Source organism: Streptomyces sp. NPDC052301, from assembly GCF_044593395.1.
GTDB lineage: Bacteria > Actinomycetota > Actinomycetes > Streptomycetales > Streptomycetaceae > Streptomyces.
Map to the genome: position 1 here is coordinate 192,512 of NZ_JBIUBE010000014.1, position 16,692 is coordinate 209,203.

The 16,692-nt window shown below is 71.2% G+C and carries 13 protein-coding genes; 8 read left to right on the forward strand and 5 right to left on the reverse strand.

Features of this window, described 5'->3' with window-relative positions; genetic code table 11:
- Positions 1-14 precede the first annotated feature (14 nt).
- Both ACIHEJ_RS32280 and ssd read right to left on the reverse strand, forming a co-directional pair.
- Positions 15-1,223: a TadA family conjugal transfer-associated ATPase gene (locus ACIHEJ_RS32280; RefSeq protein WP_400140768.1), complete on the reverse strand. Its 1,209-nt coding sequence runs from the start codon at positions 1,221-1,223 to the stop codon at positions 15-17.
- A complete protein-coding gene (gene ssd, locus ACIHEJ_RS32285) occupies positions 1,220-2,326 on the reverse strand; it encodes a septum site-determining protein Ssd (protein ID WP_400140770.1) in 1,107 nt (368 codons plus the stop codon). The genes ACIHEJ_RS32280 and ssd overlap by 4 nt, the downstream gene beginning before the upstream one ends.
- A 603-nt stretch (positions 2,327-2,929) precedes the next feature.
- Here ssd and ACIHEJ_RS32290 point away from each other — a divergent pair.
- Positions 2,930-3,760: an HAD family hydrolase gene (locus ACIHEJ_RS32290; protein WP_400140772.1), complete on the forward strand. Its 831-nt coding sequence runs from the start codon at positions 2,930-2,932 to the stop codon at positions 3,758-3,760.
- Positions 3,761-4,100: 340 nt separating this feature from the next.
- Here the strand turns inward: ACIHEJ_RS32290 and ACIHEJ_RS32295 are convergent, their stop codons facing one another.
- The gene (locus tag ACIHEJ_RS32295; protein WP_400140774.1) at positions 4,101-4,925 is read right to left on the reverse strand and encodes an oxidoreductase; all 825 of its coding nucleotides are present in this window, start codon (positions 4,923-4,925) and stop codon (positions 4,101-4,103) included.
- Positions 4,926-5,026: 101 nt separating this feature from the next.
- On the opposite strand from ACIHEJ_RS32295, the gene ACIHEJ_RS32300 reads away from it, so the two are divergent.
- Positions 5,027-6,007, forward strand: coding sequence for an ATP-binding protein (locus tag ACIHEJ_RS32300; protein ID WP_400140776.1), 981 nt, complete (start codon positions 5,027-5,029; stop codon positions 6,005-6,007).
- A 3-nt stretch (positions 6,008-6,010) separates the two neighbouring features.
- On the opposite strand, the gene ACIHEJ_RS32305 is transcribed toward ACIHEJ_RS32300, so the two are convergent.
- On the reverse strand, positions 6,011-7,276 hold the full coding sequence (locus ACIHEJ_RS32305; protein WP_400140778.1) for a hypothetical protein: 1,266 nt from the start codon (positions 7,274-7,276) through the stop codon (positions 6,011-6,013).
- Positions 7,277-7,559: 283 nt separating this feature from the next.
- Between ACIHEJ_RS32305 and ACIHEJ_RS32310 the strand changes: the two genes are divergently transcribed.
- The 6 genes from ACIHEJ_RS32310 (at position 7,560) to ACIHEJ_RS32335 (ending at position 15,432) form a co-directional block, all read left to right on the forward strand.
- A complete protein-coding gene (locus tag ACIHEJ_RS32310) occupies positions 7,560-9,935 on the forward strand; it encodes a bifunctional SulP family inorganic anion transporter/carbonic anhydrase (RefSeq protein ID WP_400140780.1) in 2,376 nt (791 codons plus the stop codon).
- 114 nt (positions 9,936-10,049) lie between these two features.
- On the forward strand, positions 10,050-12,005 hold the full coding sequence (gene acs / locus ACIHEJ_RS32315) for an acetate--CoA ligase (RefSeq protein ID WP_400140782.1): 1,956 nt from the start codon (positions 10,050-10,052) through the stop codon (positions 12,003-12,005).
- 202 nt (positions 12,006-12,207) lie between these two features.
- Positions 12,208-13,650 carry a Na+/H+ antiporter NhaA gene (nhaA, locus tag ACIHEJ_RS32320; protein ID WP_400140784.1) on the forward strand — a complete coding sequence of 481 codons (1,443 nt, stop codon included), beginning with the start codon at positions 12,208-12,210 and terminating at the stop codon, positions 13,648-13,650.
- 54 nt (positions 13,651-13,704) lie between these two features.
- Entirely contained in the window at positions 13,705-14,193 is a 489-nt protein-coding gene (locus tag ACIHEJ_RS32325) for a phage holin family protein (protein WP_400140786.1), read from the forward strand.
- On the forward strand, positions 14,190-15,113 hold the full coding sequence (locus ACIHEJ_RS32330; RefSeq protein WP_400140788.1) for an alpha/beta fold hydrolase: 924 nt from the start codon (positions 14,190-14,192) through the stop codon (positions 15,111-15,113). The genes ACIHEJ_RS32325 and ACIHEJ_RS32330 overlap by 4 nt, the downstream gene beginning before the upstream one ends.
- A 139-nt stretch (positions 15,114-15,252) precedes the next feature.
- Complete coding sequence (locus ACIHEJ_RS32335) at positions 15,253-15,432, forward strand: hypothetical protein (RefSeq protein WP_400140790.1); 180 nt, start codon at positions 15,253-15,255, stop codon at positions 15,430-15,432.
- Positions 15,433-15,485: 53 nt separating this feature from the next.
- On the opposite strand, the gene ACIHEJ_RS32340 is transcribed toward ACIHEJ_RS32335, so the two are convergent.
- Entirely contained in the window at positions 15,486-16,685 is a 1,200-nt protein-coding gene (locus ACIHEJ_RS32340) for a MarP family serine protease (RefSeq protein WP_400140792.1), read from the reverse strand.
- Positions 16,686-16,692 lie beyond the last annotated feature (7 nt).

Consider the following 16,692-nt stretch of genomic DNA (forward strand, 5'->3'; position numbering starts at 1 on the left):
GGACGTCCCACCGTTCACTTCCGGTCCCTCTCCCCCGTGTCGCCCGACCCGTCCGATGCGCCGAGCAGGTGTTCCAGTCGCTCCCAGCCGCGCTCCCGCACGAACGCGTGCTCGCCCCAGCGCAGGGCCGGCACCGTCCGCACCAGCCCCGTGGCGTCCCGCTCCAGCACGTGCACCTCGGCGATCCGGCGCCGCCCGGACCGGTCCCGTACGAGGTGCAGCACCACGGAAAGGGCCGCCGCCAACTGGCTGTGCAGCGCGGCCCGGTCGAGGCCGGCTGCCGTGGCCAGCGCCTCCAGCCGGGCCGGCACGTCCCCGGCCGCGTTGGCGTGGACCGTGCAACAGCCGCCCTCATGGCCCGTGTTGAGCGCGGCGAGCAGATGCACGACCTCGGGGCCGCGCACCTCGCCGACGACCAGCCGGTCGGGCCGCATGCGCAGCGCCTGTCGTACGAGGTCCTCGAGGGTGACCAGGCCGGCGCCCTCCTGGTTGGCGGGCCGGGTCTCCAGCCGGACGACATGGGGGTGGTCGGGGCGCAGCTCGGCGGAGTCCTCGGCGAGCACGATCCGCTCACCCGGTCCCACCAGACCCAGCAGGGCGCTCAGCAGGGTCGTCTTGCCGCTGCCGGTGCCGCCGCTGACGAGGAAGGACAGCCGGGCCGCCAGCAGGGCCCGCAGGATCCGGTCGCCGCCGGGCGGCACGGTGCCGGCCGCGACCAGTTCCTCCAGCGTGAACGCCCGGGGCCGCACCACCCGCAGGGACAGGCAGGTGCAGCCGACGGCGACCGGGGGCAGCACCGCGTGCAGCCGGGTCCCGTCGGGCAGCCGGGCGTCCGCCCAGGGTCGTGCGTCGTCCAGCCGGCGTCCCGCCACCGCGGCCAGCCGCTGCGCGAGCCGTCGTACGGCCGCCGCGTCGGGAAAGGTCACCGAGGTCGGCTCCAGGCCGCAGCCGCGGTCGACCCAGACCCGGTCGGGTGCGGACACCAGGACGTCGGTGACCTCCGGGTCGGCGAGCAGCGGCTCCAGGGGGCCGCTGCCGACCAGCTCGGACCTCAGGTGCTCGGCCGCGCCGAGGACTTCGGCGTCGCCGAGCACCCGGCCCTGTTCGCGCAGGGCCTGGGCCACGCGCGCGGGGGTGGGTTCCGCGCCGCTCTCGGCCAGCCGGCGCCTGACGCCGTCGAGCAGGGCCGCGCCGTCGGCCCGGTCGAGTCCGGGGAACGTCATCGGGTGCCTCCCGACTCGACCAGGGCACGCTCCCAGAAGTCCACACAGAAGCGGGCGAGTGGGCCGCGTCCGGCCGAGCCGGGCGGTTTCACGCCGCTCCGCGGGCGCAGCAGCGCCGGTTCGACGGGCACCTCACCCACCAGCGGCAGCCCGAGCAGCCGGGCCACCTCCCGCTCGTCCAGGCCGGGCGGGTACGGCCCGCGTACCGCCACGCGGACATCCCGCACGACCATGCCGACGGCGGACGCGACCCGCCCGGCGGCAGCGACCGCGCGCAGTTCGGCGGGGACGACCAGCAGGGCCAGGTCGAGCTGGGCGAGGGCTTCGGCGACCCCGTCGTCGAGGCGGCGGGGCAGGTCGACCACGACCGTGCCGCCGCGCCGCCGGGCCGCGGCGAGCACCGCGCGCACCGCTTGGGACGGCACGGCGACGCAGTCCCCGCGGTCCCAGCTGAGCACCCGCAGCGCGTGCAGCTCCGGCAGCGACTCCTCCAGGGCGCCGCCGCCGACCCGGCCGCGGGAGGCGGCGAAGGCGGGCCAGCGCAGACCGTCGGCGCTCTCCCCACCGAGGAGTACGTCGAGTCCGCCGCCCAGCGGATCGGCGTCCACGAGGAGCGTGCGCAGGCCCTCGCGCGCGGAGGTGACGGCGAGCGCACAGGCGAGCGTGGACGCGCCGGCCCCGCCGCGGCCGCCGATCACGCCGACGGTGAGCGCCGGGCGGCCGACGCCCTCGGCGACGTCGGCGATGCGGTCGACCAGCCACTGCTCCCCGTCGGGCAGCATCAGGACGTGGTCGGCGCCGATCTCGACGGCTCGTTTCCACACCCCCGAGTCGTCCTGGTCGCGGCCGACCAGCACCACTCCGCGTCGGCGCGGGGCCCCGCGGACCCGGCGGGCGGCGTCGTCGCCGACCAGCACGAGCGGGGCCGCCTGCCAGCCGTCGCCGTTCTCGGGTGGGCCGTGGTGGACCTCGGGTGTGGCGCCCGCGGCCGCGCACAGCCGCAGCAGGTCGTCGAGGAGGTCGGCGTCCTCGGTGACGATGAGCGGCCGTCCCGGCCGGTCCGCGGTGCCGGGCGGCGGATCGTGGGTGACGGTTCCGGACACGTGTGTTCCCCCTTCGCTGTGTGTTCCGCGCAGCCTCTGCGGCCGCGCGATTCCCCAACCTGTGGAGAACCGTCGAGCGGTCCTCATAGGAGCGGCCGACAGAATCCGGCCAAACACGCTCCGGCAATCGGAACCGGCCATGAACTCGCCACGGCCGGAGCGCGCTGGAATCACGGTGCAGCGATCCGGGAAATCGTGTGGATCTTGGTCGAAAACCGTGGACAACTCGGCGCCTGTGAATATCTCCGTCACCCATACCGGTGACCCCTGTACCGCCCCCTGTACCGACCCCTGTGCGACTTCCGGAGAGCAGCCCTCTGATTACCGTGGGTAATCGATCATGGACATGCCGAAAGGGTGCCCGCAGGGGAACGGCGCAGGCGCTGCGGCTGTACGGAGAAGGAGGAGGGAAGAGAAAACCCGTCCGGACATGCGACGACCCCCGCCGGGGGGGAGAGCGGGGGTCGTCTCCACGGCCGACTCGGGGGGGGAGGAGCCGGACCGGGTTAGCACGGTCGCGAACGATCCGTGACTTCCATGGTGTACCCGAGAGCCCTCTCAGGCAAACCCACGCGCCCACCTTACGCCGAATGGGCTGCGCCTATGCTCAGGGGCGTGGAAAACCACTCCTTGCCCCGCGCAGCAGCCTTCTTCGACCTGGACAAGACGGTCATTGCGAAGTCGAGCACGCTCACCTTCAGCAAGTCCTTCTACCAAGGCGGGCTGATCAACCGCAGGGCCGCGCTGCGTACCGCATATGCCCAGTTCGTCTTCCTGGCCGGAGGCCTGGATCACGACCAGATGGAGCGTATGCGCGAGTATCTGTCCACGCTGTGCCGCGGCTGGAACGTGCAGCAGGTGCGGGAGATCGTCGCCGAGACCCTGCACGACCTGATCGACCCGATCATTTACGACGAGGCCGCCTCCCTCGTCGAGGAGCACCACACGGCGGGCCGGGACGTGGTGATCGTGTCGACGTCGGGCGCCGAGGTGGTCGAGCCGATCGGCGAGCTGCTCGGCGCGGACCGGGTGGTGGCCACGCGCATGGTCGTCGGCGACGACGGCTGCTTCACCGGCGAGGTGGAGTACTACGCGTACGGCCCGACCAAGGCCGAGGCGATCCGCGAGCTGGCCGCGTCCGAGGGCTACGACCTCGAGCGCTGCTACGCCTACAGCGACTCCGCGACCGATCTGCCGATGCTCCGGACGGTCGGCCACCCGCACGCCGTGAACCCGGACCGCGCCCTGCGCCGCGAGGCCGTCGCGCGCGGGTGGCCGGTGCTGGAGTTCCGCCACCCGGTGCCACTGAAGAAGCGGCTGCCGACACTGACCGTCCCGCCCCGCCCGGCACTGGTCGCGGCGGCGGCCATAGGAGCGGCGGCCGCGACGGCCGGCCTCGTCTGGTACGCCAACCGGCGCCGCGGCACCGCCTGACCGGCGTCCGTTTCGCCCTCGTTCGCACCTGAAAGTAAAGAAGTGCGGGCAGGGGTTCCGCTTCCTTGGGACGCGCGGTACAAAGAAACCAGGCCCGCGACCAAAGGACATCCGCGAGGATCACCTACCACTACGCACTTGGCCCACGGACCCCGCATGAACACCGCGCACCCACGCGACGTCGACCCGTCGATTACGGGCCAGCCGCACCAGGTGACGGGCAAAGTCCCCGGCCTGATGGGCACATATCGAGGACGCTTGGTAACCCGGTGAGCATGCCAGCGGCGGTACGAGCACTCGTACCGCCGCAACCCTGTTCAGGACTTCTCCCGGGCGCCCCTCAGGCCGCCCCGCGCTGCAGCGCCTCGCACACCGCCGTCGACTCGCGCACGCCCAGCTCCACGGCCCGCCCGCAGTGGGTGATCCAGGCCGCCATGCCCTCGGGGGTACCGGAGACGTATCCGTCCAGTGCAGCCAGGTAGGCGGCGCGGCCCAGCTCGGCATGGCCGACCTCGGCCGGGCAGACCGCCTTCGGGTCCAGGCCGCTGCCGATCAGCACGATCCGTTCGGCCGTGCGCGCGACCAGCCCGTTGCCGGAGACGAAGGGACGCAGCGCGAGCAGTTCGCCGTGCACCACGGCGGCCGTCACCAGCGCGGGCGCGGACGTCCCGGCGATGATCAGGCCGGCCAGGCCCTCCAGCCGGCCGGAGACCTCCTGGGCGTCCGGCAGGGGCAGCTCGATCAGCGGTTCGTCGACCGCCTCACCGGCCTGACGCGGCCTGCCGACCTCGGCCTCGTCGCTCGCCGCGGCCACCAGGTGCAGCCGGGCCAGCACCCGCAGCGGTGACTGCCGCCAGATGGAGAGCAGCTGCCCCGCCTCGGCCGACAGTCGCAGCGCGGCGCCCATGACGCGCGCCTCGGCGTCGGCGCCGAAGTCGGTGCGCCGCCGCACCTCCTCCAGGGCCCAGTCGGCACCGGACAGCGCCGCGGAGCCGCGGGCACCGCGCAGTGCGGCCTCGGAGCTGATCTCGTTGCTGCGACGCCGCATGACCCGGTGTCCGTAGACCCGGTCCACGGCCTTGCGCACGGACTCCACGGACTCGGCCACACCGGGCAGCGAACCCAGGGCCGCGAGCGGATCGGCGGTCGCGCCTGTCGTACTCATGAGTACGACCCTACGCATCCCACCGGCCGACCCCTCGAAGGAGTGGTCTTCTTCACTTTCCCCTGACACATACAGCTATCACCTGACTACTCTTGGTGAACATGAAAATTGCTTTCGTCGGGAAGGGCGGCAGCGGCAAGACCACGCTCTCCTCCCTCTTCATCCGCCACCTCGTGGCCTCCGGCGCCCCGGTGGTCGCCATCGACGCGGACATCAACCAGCACCTCGGTCCCGCCCTCGGCCTCGACGAGGCGGAGGCCGCCGCGCTGCCCGCCATGGGCGAGCGACTGTCGCTGATCAAGGAGCATCTGCGCGGCTCCAACCCGCGCATCCCCTCGACCGCCACGATGATCAAGACGACCCCGCCCGGCGAGGGTTCGCGGCTGGTCCGGGTGCGGGAGCCCAACCCGATCTACGACGCCTGCGCGCGGCCGGTGGAACTCGAAGGCGGCGCCGCCCGTTTGATGGTCACGGGCCCCTTCACGGACGCCGACCTGGGGGTCGCCTGCTACCACTCCAAGACGGGAGCGGTGGAGCTGTTCCTGAACCACCTCGTCGACGGCCCCGACGAGTACGTCGTGGTCGACATGACGGCGGGTTCGGACTCCTTCGCCTCCGGCATGTTCACCCGCTTCGACATGACGTTCCTCGTCACCGAGCCGACCCGGAAGGGGGTCTCCGTCTACCGCCAGTACAAGGAGTACGCCCGCGACTTCGGGGTCGCGCTGAAGGTCGTCGGCAACAAGATCCAGGAACAGGACGACATCGACTTCCTGCGCGCGGAGGTCGGGGACGACCTGCTCGTGACGGTCGGGCGCTCGGACTGGGTGCGCTCCATGGAGAAGGGCCGCCCGCCCCGGTTCGATCTCCTGGAGGAGGCCAACGCCCGCGCCCTGCAGACCCTTCGAACCACCGCGGACGCCACCCACGAGCTGCGCGACTGGGAGCGCTACACCCGCCAGATGGTGCACTTCCACCTGAAGAACGCCGAGGCATGGGGCAACGAGCGCACCGGGGCCGACCTGGCGGCACAGGTCGACCCCGCCTTCGTGCTCGGCGAGAGCGTGGCGGCTCCCGCCTGACGCCTACTGCTTGGCCGCCGGCGCCCCGGGCACCCCCTTGGGCGCCGGGGCGGGCCGACCGGACAGGAAGGACGCCCAGCCCTGCCGGGGGGCCTCACCCACCTCCAGGGTCCGCAGCCTGTCGAGGGTCGCCGGATCCTGGGCGTCCAGCCAGTCGACCAGCTGGTGGAAGGAGACGCAGCGCACCTCGGGCTTGTTGCACACCTCTTTCACCACGTCGTCGATGGCACGCATGTAGGTGCCGCCGTTCCAGGACTCGAAGTGGTTCCCGATGATCAGGGGCGCGCGGTTGCCGTCGTAGGCGCGGTAGAAGCCCTTGATCAGGCCGTCACGCATCTGGTCTCCCCAGTAGTCGAACATGTCGGGGTCGCCCTGGGTCTGGGTGCCGGACTGGTTGACCATGAAGTTGTAGTCCATGGTCAACTGCTCGTAGGTGTGCCCCGGGAAGGGCACCAGCTGCATCGACACGTCCCACAGCCCCTCCTTCTTCTTGGGCCAGACCTGGTTGTTGACGCCGCTTGAGTCGTAGCGGAAGCCCAACTGGCGGGCTGCCTTCATGAAGTTCTTCTGCCCCTCCAGACAGGGGGTACGGGCGCCGATCAGCTCCTTGTCGTAGTCGAAGGGCAGCGGGGCCGCCGTCTTCCTTCCGGTGTTGGTCTTCCAGGTCTTCACGAACTGCTTGGCCTGGGCGATCTCGCTCTTCCACTCGTCCACCGACCAGGTGCCGACCCCGCCCTCGGGCCCGCAGAAGTGGCCGTTGAAGTGGGTGCCGATCTCATTGCCCTCCAACCAGGCAAGCCGCGCCTGCTTGACGGTGTCGGCGATCCCCTGTTCGTCGTTGAAGCCGATGTCGGAGCTGCCCGGCGCGTGCTTGGGCGGCTTGTACAGGTCGCGCTTCTCCTCCGGCAGCGTGTACACACCGCTGAGGAAGAACGTCATGGTCGCGCGGTTCTCCTTGGCGACCTTGCGGAAGTGGGAGAACAGCTTCTGGCTGTCCTCGCCCGCGCCGTCCCAGGAGAACACGACGAACTGCGGTGGCTTCTGACCGGGCTTCAGCCTCTCGGGCCTGGGCAGATGCGGCTGGGAGCCGGTGTACGCGGTGGACCCGTCGCCGATCAGCCGCAGCACACTGCCCGGCGCCGGGGCCCCCTGCTGCGGTCCGGGTGCCCCTTCCTTGGAACCGTGGGTGCCGGTCGAGCAACCGGCGAGCGAGGTGGCACAGGCCGCGGCGACCACGGCGCCGACGGCGATCCTCTGGGTGGCGGCCATGTTCCGCCCACCTTCTTCCTTCTCTCAGGCACACGCTGTCGAGGGGGGTTTCGGATGATGTGCCGTGTTTGTCCCGACAGCGCCGCCAAGGTCGCACGGGACCGGGAAGGAATTAGTACGACAAACCGATGAAAGGACTTACTTCCACCCGAGTGAGTGATCCTCTGTGCCATTTGCCCGGGAAAGCTATGCCTTGTCTTTACGCTTCATTACGGTTCATTTACCGACTTTGATCCATCCCGCCCAGTCCGCGACCGCGCCATCCCCCGGAGGAGACGGGACCATGTCAGCCTGCGCACCCCCTCACGCCCAGCACTCCCACCCGCCGCACAGCCCCCCGCCCCGGCGCCGACGCCGCCTCCCCGTCGAGGGTGTGGATGTGTCCGCCGCCGTCGCGGTGTTCCTGATCGCTCTCCCCCTGTCCCTCGGCATCGCCCTCGCCACCGGCGCCCCGCTCCAGGCCGGCCTCGTCGCCGCCGCCGTCGGCGGCATCGTGGCCGGGCGGGTCGGCGGCTGTCCGCTGCAGGTCAGCGGCCCGGCCGCCGGGCTCACCGTGGTCACCGCCGACCTGATCCAGCGTTACGGCTGGCGTGCCACCTGCGGCATCACCGTCCTCGCCGGTCTCGCCCAGCTCGGCCTCGGCTGCCTACGGGTGGCCCGCGGCGCGCTCGCGGTCAGTCCGGCCGTGGTGCACGGCATGCTCGCCGGCATCGGCCTCACCATCGCCGTCGCCCAGCTGCACATCGTGCTCGGCGGCAGCCCGGACAGCTCCGTCCTCGCCAACCTCCGTGCGTTGCCGGAGCAGTTGGCCCGTATGCATCCGGCCGCCGTGTCGATGAGCGCGGTGACCCTGGTCCTGCTGCTGGCCTGGCCACGACTGCCCGGCCGCGCGGGCCGGCTGCTGCGTACGGTGCCGGCCGCCCTCGTCGCCGTCGCCGGGGCCACCGCTGCCGCGTCCCTCGCAGGCCTCGCCCTGCCCCGGGTCGAGCTGCCGTCCTGGCGCAGTCACGCGCTGGCCGGGCTGCCCGAGGGCCCGGTGCTCGGCATCGTGGCCGCCGTGCTCACCACCACGCTGGTGTGCAGCGTGCAGTCGCTTCTCGGCGCGGTGGCCGTGGACAAGCTGACCGCCAACAGGCCGGGCTCCGCCCACCCTGTCTCCCGGCCTGGCTCGGCCTCCCGCGTCGGCCGTTCCGATCTGGACCGGGAACTGCTGGGCCAGGGCGCCGCCAACATCGTCTCCGGAGCGCTCGGCGGACTGCCGGTCGCGGGGGTGGCCGTACGCAGTACCGCGAATGTGAAATCCGGTGCGGTGAGCCGGAACTCCACGATGCTGCACGGCGTTCTCGTAGTAGTCGCCGCGCTGCTGATGGTCCCGATCCTGGAGGAGATCCCGCTCGCCTCCCTCGCCGCCCTGGTGATGGCCGTCGGCATCCAGATGGTGTCCCTGCACCACATCCGCACGGTGACGCGCCACCGCGAAGTGCCGGTCTACGCCGCGACCACACTCGGCGTGGTGTTCCTCGGCGTCCTTCAGGGCGTGCTCCTCGGGGTCGCCGTGGCGGTCGCCGTCGCCCTGCACCGCCTCACCCGCACCCGTATCACCCATGACGAGCAGGAAGGAGTCCATCACGTACACATCCGAGGCCAGCTGACGTTCCTCGCGGTGCCCCGGCTGAGCCGAGCCCTGCATCTCGTACCCCAAGGCGCCCACGCCGTGGTGGAGTTGAGCGGTTCGTTCATGGACCACGCGGCGTACGAGTCTCTGCAGGACTGGCGCAGCTCCCACATCGCGCGGGGTGGTACGGCCGAGTTGTCGGGACGGCGCGACGGAACCCGGACCGCCGGGCCGACCGCCTCCACCGGGTGCCGGTGCCGGCCCTGGACACCCTGGCGCAATCACCAGTCCTGTTTCATGGGCTTCGTGGGGCACCCCACCGCCTCGGCAGGACAGCGTCCGGGGCACGAGCTGGTCTGGGGCATCAACTCCTTCCAGCGGCACACCGCTCCGCTGGTGCGCGAGGAGCTGGCGCGGCTCGCCCGGGAGGGTCAGCGGCCTTCACAACTCTTCATCACCTGTGCCGACTCACGGCTGGTCACGTCGATGATCACCGCCAGTGGTCCCGGCGACCTGTTCGTCGTCCGCAACGTCGGCAACCTGGTGCCGCCGCCGGGCGAGGAAAGCGGCGACGACTCGGTGGCGGCCGCCGTCGAGTACGCCGTGGACGTGCTCGGGGTCCGCTCCGTCACGGTGTGCGGGCACTCCGGGTGCGGGGCCATGCAGGCGCTGCTGGCCGGCGCACCGGCACCGGGGGCCGCCCCGGACGGCACCGCGCTGCGGCGCTGGCTGCGACACGGGCTGCCGAGTCTCGCCCGGACGTCCGACGCCCGCGCGGACCGGCCGCGGCTGGCCGGCCGGGGCCCGGCGGACGCCGCCGAGGAGCTGTGCCTGACCAACGTGGTCCAGCAGCTGGAGCACCTGAAGGCCCACGGCCCGGTCGCCCGGGCGCTGGAGCGGGGCGAGCTGGAACTGCACGGGATGTACTTCCATGTGGGCGAGGCGCGGGCGTATCTGTTCACGGCGCTGGACGGAGCGGTCCCCGTGTTCGAGGACGTCGAGAGAGGAGTCACCGCAGGAGAGGAGGCAGGCAGTCCGGTGTGAGCCGCACTCGCGACAGGTCTAAACCAATTTTTCCGTCGACCCTTGTCATCGGCCCCTCGCGTCTGATGAGCTGTGGCCTGGGACACAACGGACACCCTTCGAGAGGGAGATGTCGTGAGCAACGAAAGCCTGGCCAACCTGCTCAAGGAAGAACGCAGGTTCGCGCCGCCCGCCGACCTGGCCGCGCACGCCAATGTCACAGCGGAGGCGTATGCACAGGCCAAGGCTGACAGGCTCGGCTTCTGGGCCGAGCAGGCCCGCCGGCTGACCTGGGCCAAGGAACCGACCGAGACGCTGGACTGGTCGAACCCTCCGTTTGCGAAGTGGTTCAAGGACGGCGAGCTGAACGTCGCGTACAACTGCGTGGACCGGCATGTCGAGGCCGGTCGCGGGGACCGCGTCGCCATCCATTTCGAGGGTGAGCCCGGCGACAGCCGCGCGATCACCTACGCCGAGCTGAAGGACGAGGTCTCCAAGGCCGCCAACGCCCTGCTGGAGCTGGGTGTCCAGAAGGGCGACCGGGTCGCCATCTACATGCCGATGATCCCGGAGACCGCGATCGCGATGCTGGCCTCGGCCAGGATCGGCGCCGCGCACTCGGTCGTCTTCGGCGGCTTCTCGGCGGACGCGCTCGCGACCCGGATCCAGGACGCGGACGCCAAGGTCGTCATCACCGCCGACGGCGGCTACCGGCGCGGCAAGCCCTCCGCGCTGAAGCCGGCCGTGGACGAGGCGGTGCAGAAGGCCGGCACCGTCGAGCATGTGCTCGTGGTGCGCCGGACCGGGCAGGAGGTGGCCTGGGACGGCGAGCGGGACGTGTGGTGGCACGAGTTGGTCGGACGGCAGTCCGCCGAGCACACCCCCGAGGCGTTCGGGGCGGAGCACCCGCTGTTCATCCTCTACACCTCCGGTACGACGGGTAAGCCGAAGGGCATCCTGCACACCTCCGGCGGCTACCTCACCCAGACGGCGTACACCCACTGGGCGGTCTTCGACCTCAAGCCGGAGACGGACGTGTACTGGTGCACGGCCGACGTCGGCTGGGTCACCGGCCACTCGTACATCGTCTACGGCCCGCTGGCCAACGGCGCGACGCAGGTGATGTACGAGGGCACCCCGGACACCCCGCACCAGGGCCGGTTCTGGGAGATCGTGCAGAAGTACAAGGTCACGATCCTCTACACCGCGCCGACCGCGATCCGGACGTTCATGAAGTGGGGTGACGACATCCCCGCCAAGTTCGACCTGTCCTCCCTGCGCGTCCTCGGCTCGGTGGGCGAGCCCATCAACCCCGAGGCGTGGATCTGGTACCGCAAGAACATCGGCGCCGACAGCACGCCCGTCGTGGACACCTGGTGGCAGACCGAGACCGGCGCGATGATGATCTCGCCGCTGCCCGGCGTCACCGCGGCCAAGCCCGGCTCCGCACAGACCCCGCTGCCCGGCATCAGCGCGACCGTCGTCGACGACGAGGCGAACGAGGTGCCCGACGGCGGCGGTGGCTACCTGGTGCTGACCGAGCCGTGGCCGTCGATGCTGCGCACCATCTGGGGCGACGACCAGCGGTTCATCGACACCTACTGGTCCCGCTTCGAGGGCAAGTACTTCGCCGGTGACGGCGCGAAGAAGGACGACGACGGCGACATCTGGCTGCTGGGCCGCGTGGACGACGTCATGCTCGTGTCCGGGCACAACATCTCCACCACGGAGGTGGAGTCCGCGCTCGTCTCCCACCCGTCGGTCGCCGAGGCGGCCGTCGTCGGTGCCGCCGACGAGACCACCGGGCAGGCCATCGTCGCCTTCGTGATCCTGCGCGGCACGGCCGCGGAGACCGAGGCGCTCGTCGGCGAGCTGCGCGACCACGTCGGCGCCACGCTCGGCCCGATCGCCAAGCCCAAGCGGATCCTGCCGGTGGCCGAGCTGCCGAAGACCCGCTCCGGCAAGATCATGCGCCGTCTGCTGCGGGATGTGGCCGAGAACCGTCAGCTGGGTGACGTCACCACGCTGACCGACTCCACGGTCATGGACCTCATCCAGACCAAGCTGCCCGCGGCGCCCAGCGAGGACTGAGCGGCGCCGACCCTCGGGGGCATCCGGCCGACGGGCCGGGTGCCCCTTCTGCGTCTAGCGTGAGGACCACCGGTTCCGGACCGCATCCTTGGACGACCAAGCAACCTTAGGTAAGCTAAGTAAAGCGTCAAGAACGCGACAAGGTGCGCCGGGAAGTCTGGTCGGCAATGTGAGCCGTCCTGCCCATCGACCGGAGGTCCCCGTGACCGCGCCCCGCACCCCCCGCACCGTTCGCCGGGTTCTCGGACGACTGTCCCTGCCCGAGCGGACCTTCGTCACGGACGCGCTGCGCACCGAGACGGTGGGCGGTGTCCTGCTGCTCCTCGCCGCCGTCGCGGCACTGATCTGGGCGAACATCCCCGCCCTGCAGCACGGCTACGAGACGGTCGGCCACTTCCGTCTCGGCCCCGAAGTCCTGGGCCTGAACCTGTCCGTCACCCACTGGGCCGCCGACGGCCTGCTCGCCGTGTTCTTCTTCGTCGCCGGCATCGAGCTCAAGCGCGAACTGGTCGCCGGGGACCTGCGCGACCCGAGGGCGGCCGTGCTGCCCGTGGTGGCCGCGCTGTGCGGCATGGCCGTACCGGCGCTCGTCTACACCCTGACCACCCTCGCCGGGCACGGCTCGACCCGGGGCTGGGCCGTGCCCACCGCCACCGACATCGCCTTCGCGCTCGCCGTCCTCGCGGTCATCGGCACCTCCCTGCCCAGCGCGCTGCGGGCCTTCCTGCTCACCCTCGCGGTCGTCGACGACCTCTTCGCGATCCTGATCATCGCGGTCTTCTTCACCGCCCGGCTGAACTTCGCCGCGCTCGGCGGGGCCGCCGCCGGACTGCTGGTCTTCTGGCTGCTGCTGCGCAAGGGCGTGCGCGGCTGGTACGTGTACCTGCCGCTGGCCCTGGTGATCTGGGCACTGATGTACAACAGCGGCGTGCACGCCACCATCGCCGGTGTGGCGATGGGACTGATGCTGCGCTGCACGCGCCGGGAGGGCGAGAGCCGGTCGCCGGGCGAGCACATCGAACACCTGGTGCGACCGCTGTCGGCCGGGCTCGCCGTACCACTGTTCGCGCTCTTCAGCGCGGGGGTGCCGATCTCCGGCGGGGCGCTCGGAGAGGTGTTCACCCGGCCCGAGACGCTCGGGGTGGTACTGGGGCTGGTCGTCGGCAAGACGATCGGCATCTTCGGCGGCACCTGGCTGACCGTCCGCTTCACCCGCGCCTCGCTCAGCGAGGAACTCGCCTGGGCGGACGTCTTCGCGGTGGCCTCGCTCGCCGGCATCGGCTTCACGGTCTCCCTGCTCATCGGCGAACTCGCCTTCGCCGGCGACACCGTGGTCACCGACGAGGTCAAGGCCTCCGTGCTCACCGGCTCCCTGGCAGCGGCCGTGTGCGCCACGGTGCTGCTGAAGATACGGAACGCCAAGTACCGCAGACTGTGCGAGGAGGAGGAGCGGGACGAGGACCTCGACGGGGTCCCGGACGTCTACGAGCAGGACGACCCCGCCTATCACCTGCGCATGGCCGAGATCCACGAGCGCAAGGCCGCCGAACACCGGCGCATCGCCGCCGAGCGGGCGGACGCGGCGCGCCACGGGCTTCAGGAAGTACCGGGCGGGGCAGGCGAGGAGGGCGACCGTCCGGCATGATCTGACGAGACGGTACAAATCAAGACGGCACGTTAGACGACGAGGGAGAACGCGATGAGCGCACCCGACGGCAGCCCGGTCGGCGCCGAACGCAGCATCGGCCAGCTGTTCGCCACGGCGACGACCGAATTGTCGGCGCTGGTGCACGACGAGATCGCCCTGGCCAAGGCCCAGCTCAAGCGCGACGTGAAGAAGGGCGCGGTGAGCGGCGGCGCCTTCTCCGTGGCGGGCGCGGTACTGGTGTTCTCCCTGCCGATGCTCAACTTCGCCCTCGCCTACGGCATCCGGACCTGGAGCGGCTGGAACCTGGCCGTCTGCTTCCTGCTGTCCTTCGCGGCCAACGTGCTGGTCGCCGGCCTCCTCGCGGGCATCGGCCTGCTGTTCGCGAAGAAGGCCAAGAAGAGCCAGGGCCCGCAGAAGGTGGCCGCCTCGATGAAGGAGTCGGCGGCCGTCCTGCAGAACGCCAAGCCGCACCCGCGCCCGGAGCTGCCCGAGGACCAGGCACCCAAGGCCATCGAGGCTGTGGCACGCTCGTCGTCATGACCGACCCCGCCGCTCCCGCGACCGTACGGATGGAAGGTCCCTGGACGCACAGGGACGTCGCCGCCAACGGTGCCCGCTTCCACATCGCCGAGCTCGGCGACGGCCCACTGGTACTGCTCCTGCACGGCTTCCCGCAGTTCTGGTGGGCCTGGCGGCACCAGCTGGTCGCGCTCGCGGACGCGGGCTACCGCGCGGTGGCGATGGACCTGCGCGGGATCGGCGGCAGCGACCGCACCCCGCGCGGCTACGACCCCGCCAACCTCGCTCTGGACGTCACCGGTGTGATCCGCTCGCTCGGCGAGCCGGACGCCGCGCTGGTCGGCCACGACCTCGGCGGCTATCTGGCGTGGACGGCCGCAGCGATGCGGCCCAAGCTCGTCCGACGGCTCGCCGTGGTGTCGATGCCGCATCCGCGGCGCTGGCGCGCCGCGATGCTGCGGGACGCCCGGCAGACGGCCGCGAACTCCTACATCTGGGGTTTCCAGCGGCCGTGGATCCCGGAGCGTCAACTCACCGCGGACGGCGGCGCGCTGGTGGGCCGGCTCCTGCGGGACTGGTCCGGGCCCAGGCTGCCGGAGGACGCGGCGGTGGAGACGTACCAGCGCGCCATGTGCGTCCCGTCCACCGCGCACTGCGCGATCGAGCCGTACCGCTGGCTGGTGCGCTCGCTGGCCCGCCCGGACGGCCTCCAGTTCAACCGCCGGATGAAACGCCCGGTCCGGGTGCCGACGCTCCATCTGCACGGCTCGCTTGACCCGGTCACCCGCACCCGCAGCTCGGCCGGTTCGGGCGAGTACGTCGAAGCGCCGTACCGCTGGCGCCTGTTCGACGGTCTCGGCCACTTCCCGCACGAGGAGGACCCGGTGGCCTTCTCCACGGAACTGATCAACTGGCTGAGGGATCCCGAACCGGACCGGTGACCTCATCGTGACGGTGTCGATGCGTGGAGTATCCGGGTCGTGAACACTTGTCCTTCGAACGGCCACATGCCTGCCGCATAGGCCAATTGGGGCGCGCGCAGGCGGTTATCGACCATCGAGCAGGGGCACACGTCGGGGTATGGGCTGGACGCACGACTACAGTGACGCACCCCGCAACCGCCGCTCGGTCACGGGCCTGGGCACGCCTCAGCGAGGCACCCCTCAGCTTGCGGAAGCGGACCTCAGGGTGGGGATCCCGCGTATCCTGCGCCGCCGGGCGCGCTGGGTCTCGGTGCGCCTGCGTCACCCGCGCGGCTGAACGCCCCTTCGGGGGGTCACAGCCCCTTCGGGTAGTCACAGCCCCTCCGGGGGTCACAGCGCGCAGCTGTCCGTACCCACCTGCTCGTTCGCCGTCCGTCCCCGGGCGATGTCGGGCTGGATCTCGTCCGCCGTGAGGGCGTATCCGGTGTCCGCGTCGTCGAGGGACTTGGCGAACACCACGCCGTACACCCTGCCGTCGGGCGTGAGCAGCGGGCCGCCGGAGTTGCCCTGACGGACGGTCGCGTACAGCGAGTAGACGTCGCGGCGGACGGTGCCGCGGTGGTAGATGTCCGGGCCGTTGGCCGTGATGCGCCCGCGCACGCGCGCGGCGCGCACGTCGTACGAGCCGTTCTCCGGGAAGCCCGCGACGATCGCGCCGTCACCGCCGGCCGCGTCCGGCCCGGAGAACTTCAGTGCGTTCGCCCTCAGGTCGGGTACGTCGAGGACGGCGATGTCCCGCTTCCAGTCGTACAGCACGACCTTCGCGTCGTACTTGCGGCCCTCGCCGCCTATCTGCACGGTCGGCGCGTCGACCCCGCCGACCACGTGCGCGTTGGTCATGACCCGGCGGTCGGCGAAGACGAAGCCGGTGCCCTCCAGGACCTTGCCGCAGCTCTGGGCGGTGCCGGTGACCTTGACGATCGAGCGCTGGGCGTGGACGGCCACCGTGCTGTTCGCGAGCGCCGGGTCGGGCGGCCGGACGTCCTTGATCGGCTCGTTGGAGAACGGGCTGAAGACCTGCGGGAAGCCGTTCTGCGCGAGGACGGAGGAGAAGTCCGCGAACCAGGTGTCGGCCTGCGCGGGCAGCGCCCGGGAGACCCCGAGCAGCACCTTCGAGCCGCGGACCTCCTTGCCGAGCGTCGGCAGGGTCGTACCGGCCAGGGCGGAGCCGATCAGCCAGGCCACCAGCAGCATCGCGACCACGTTGACCAGGGCGCCGCCGGTGGCGTCCAGGGCGCGGGCCGGGGACCAGGTGATGTACCGGCGCAGCTTGTTGCCGAGGTGGGTGGTCAGGGCCTGGCCGACGGAGGCACAGACGATGACGACGACCACGGCCACGACGGCGGCGGTGGTGCCGACGTCCGCCTTGTCGGTCACGGCGTCCCAGAGGACGGGCAGCGTGTACACGGCGACGAGGCCGCCGCCCAGGAACCCGATCACCGACAGGATGCCGACGACGAAGCCCTGGCGGTAGCCCACGACCGCGAACCACACAGCCGCGACCAGCAGCAGGATGTCCAGCACGTTCACGGGGTTC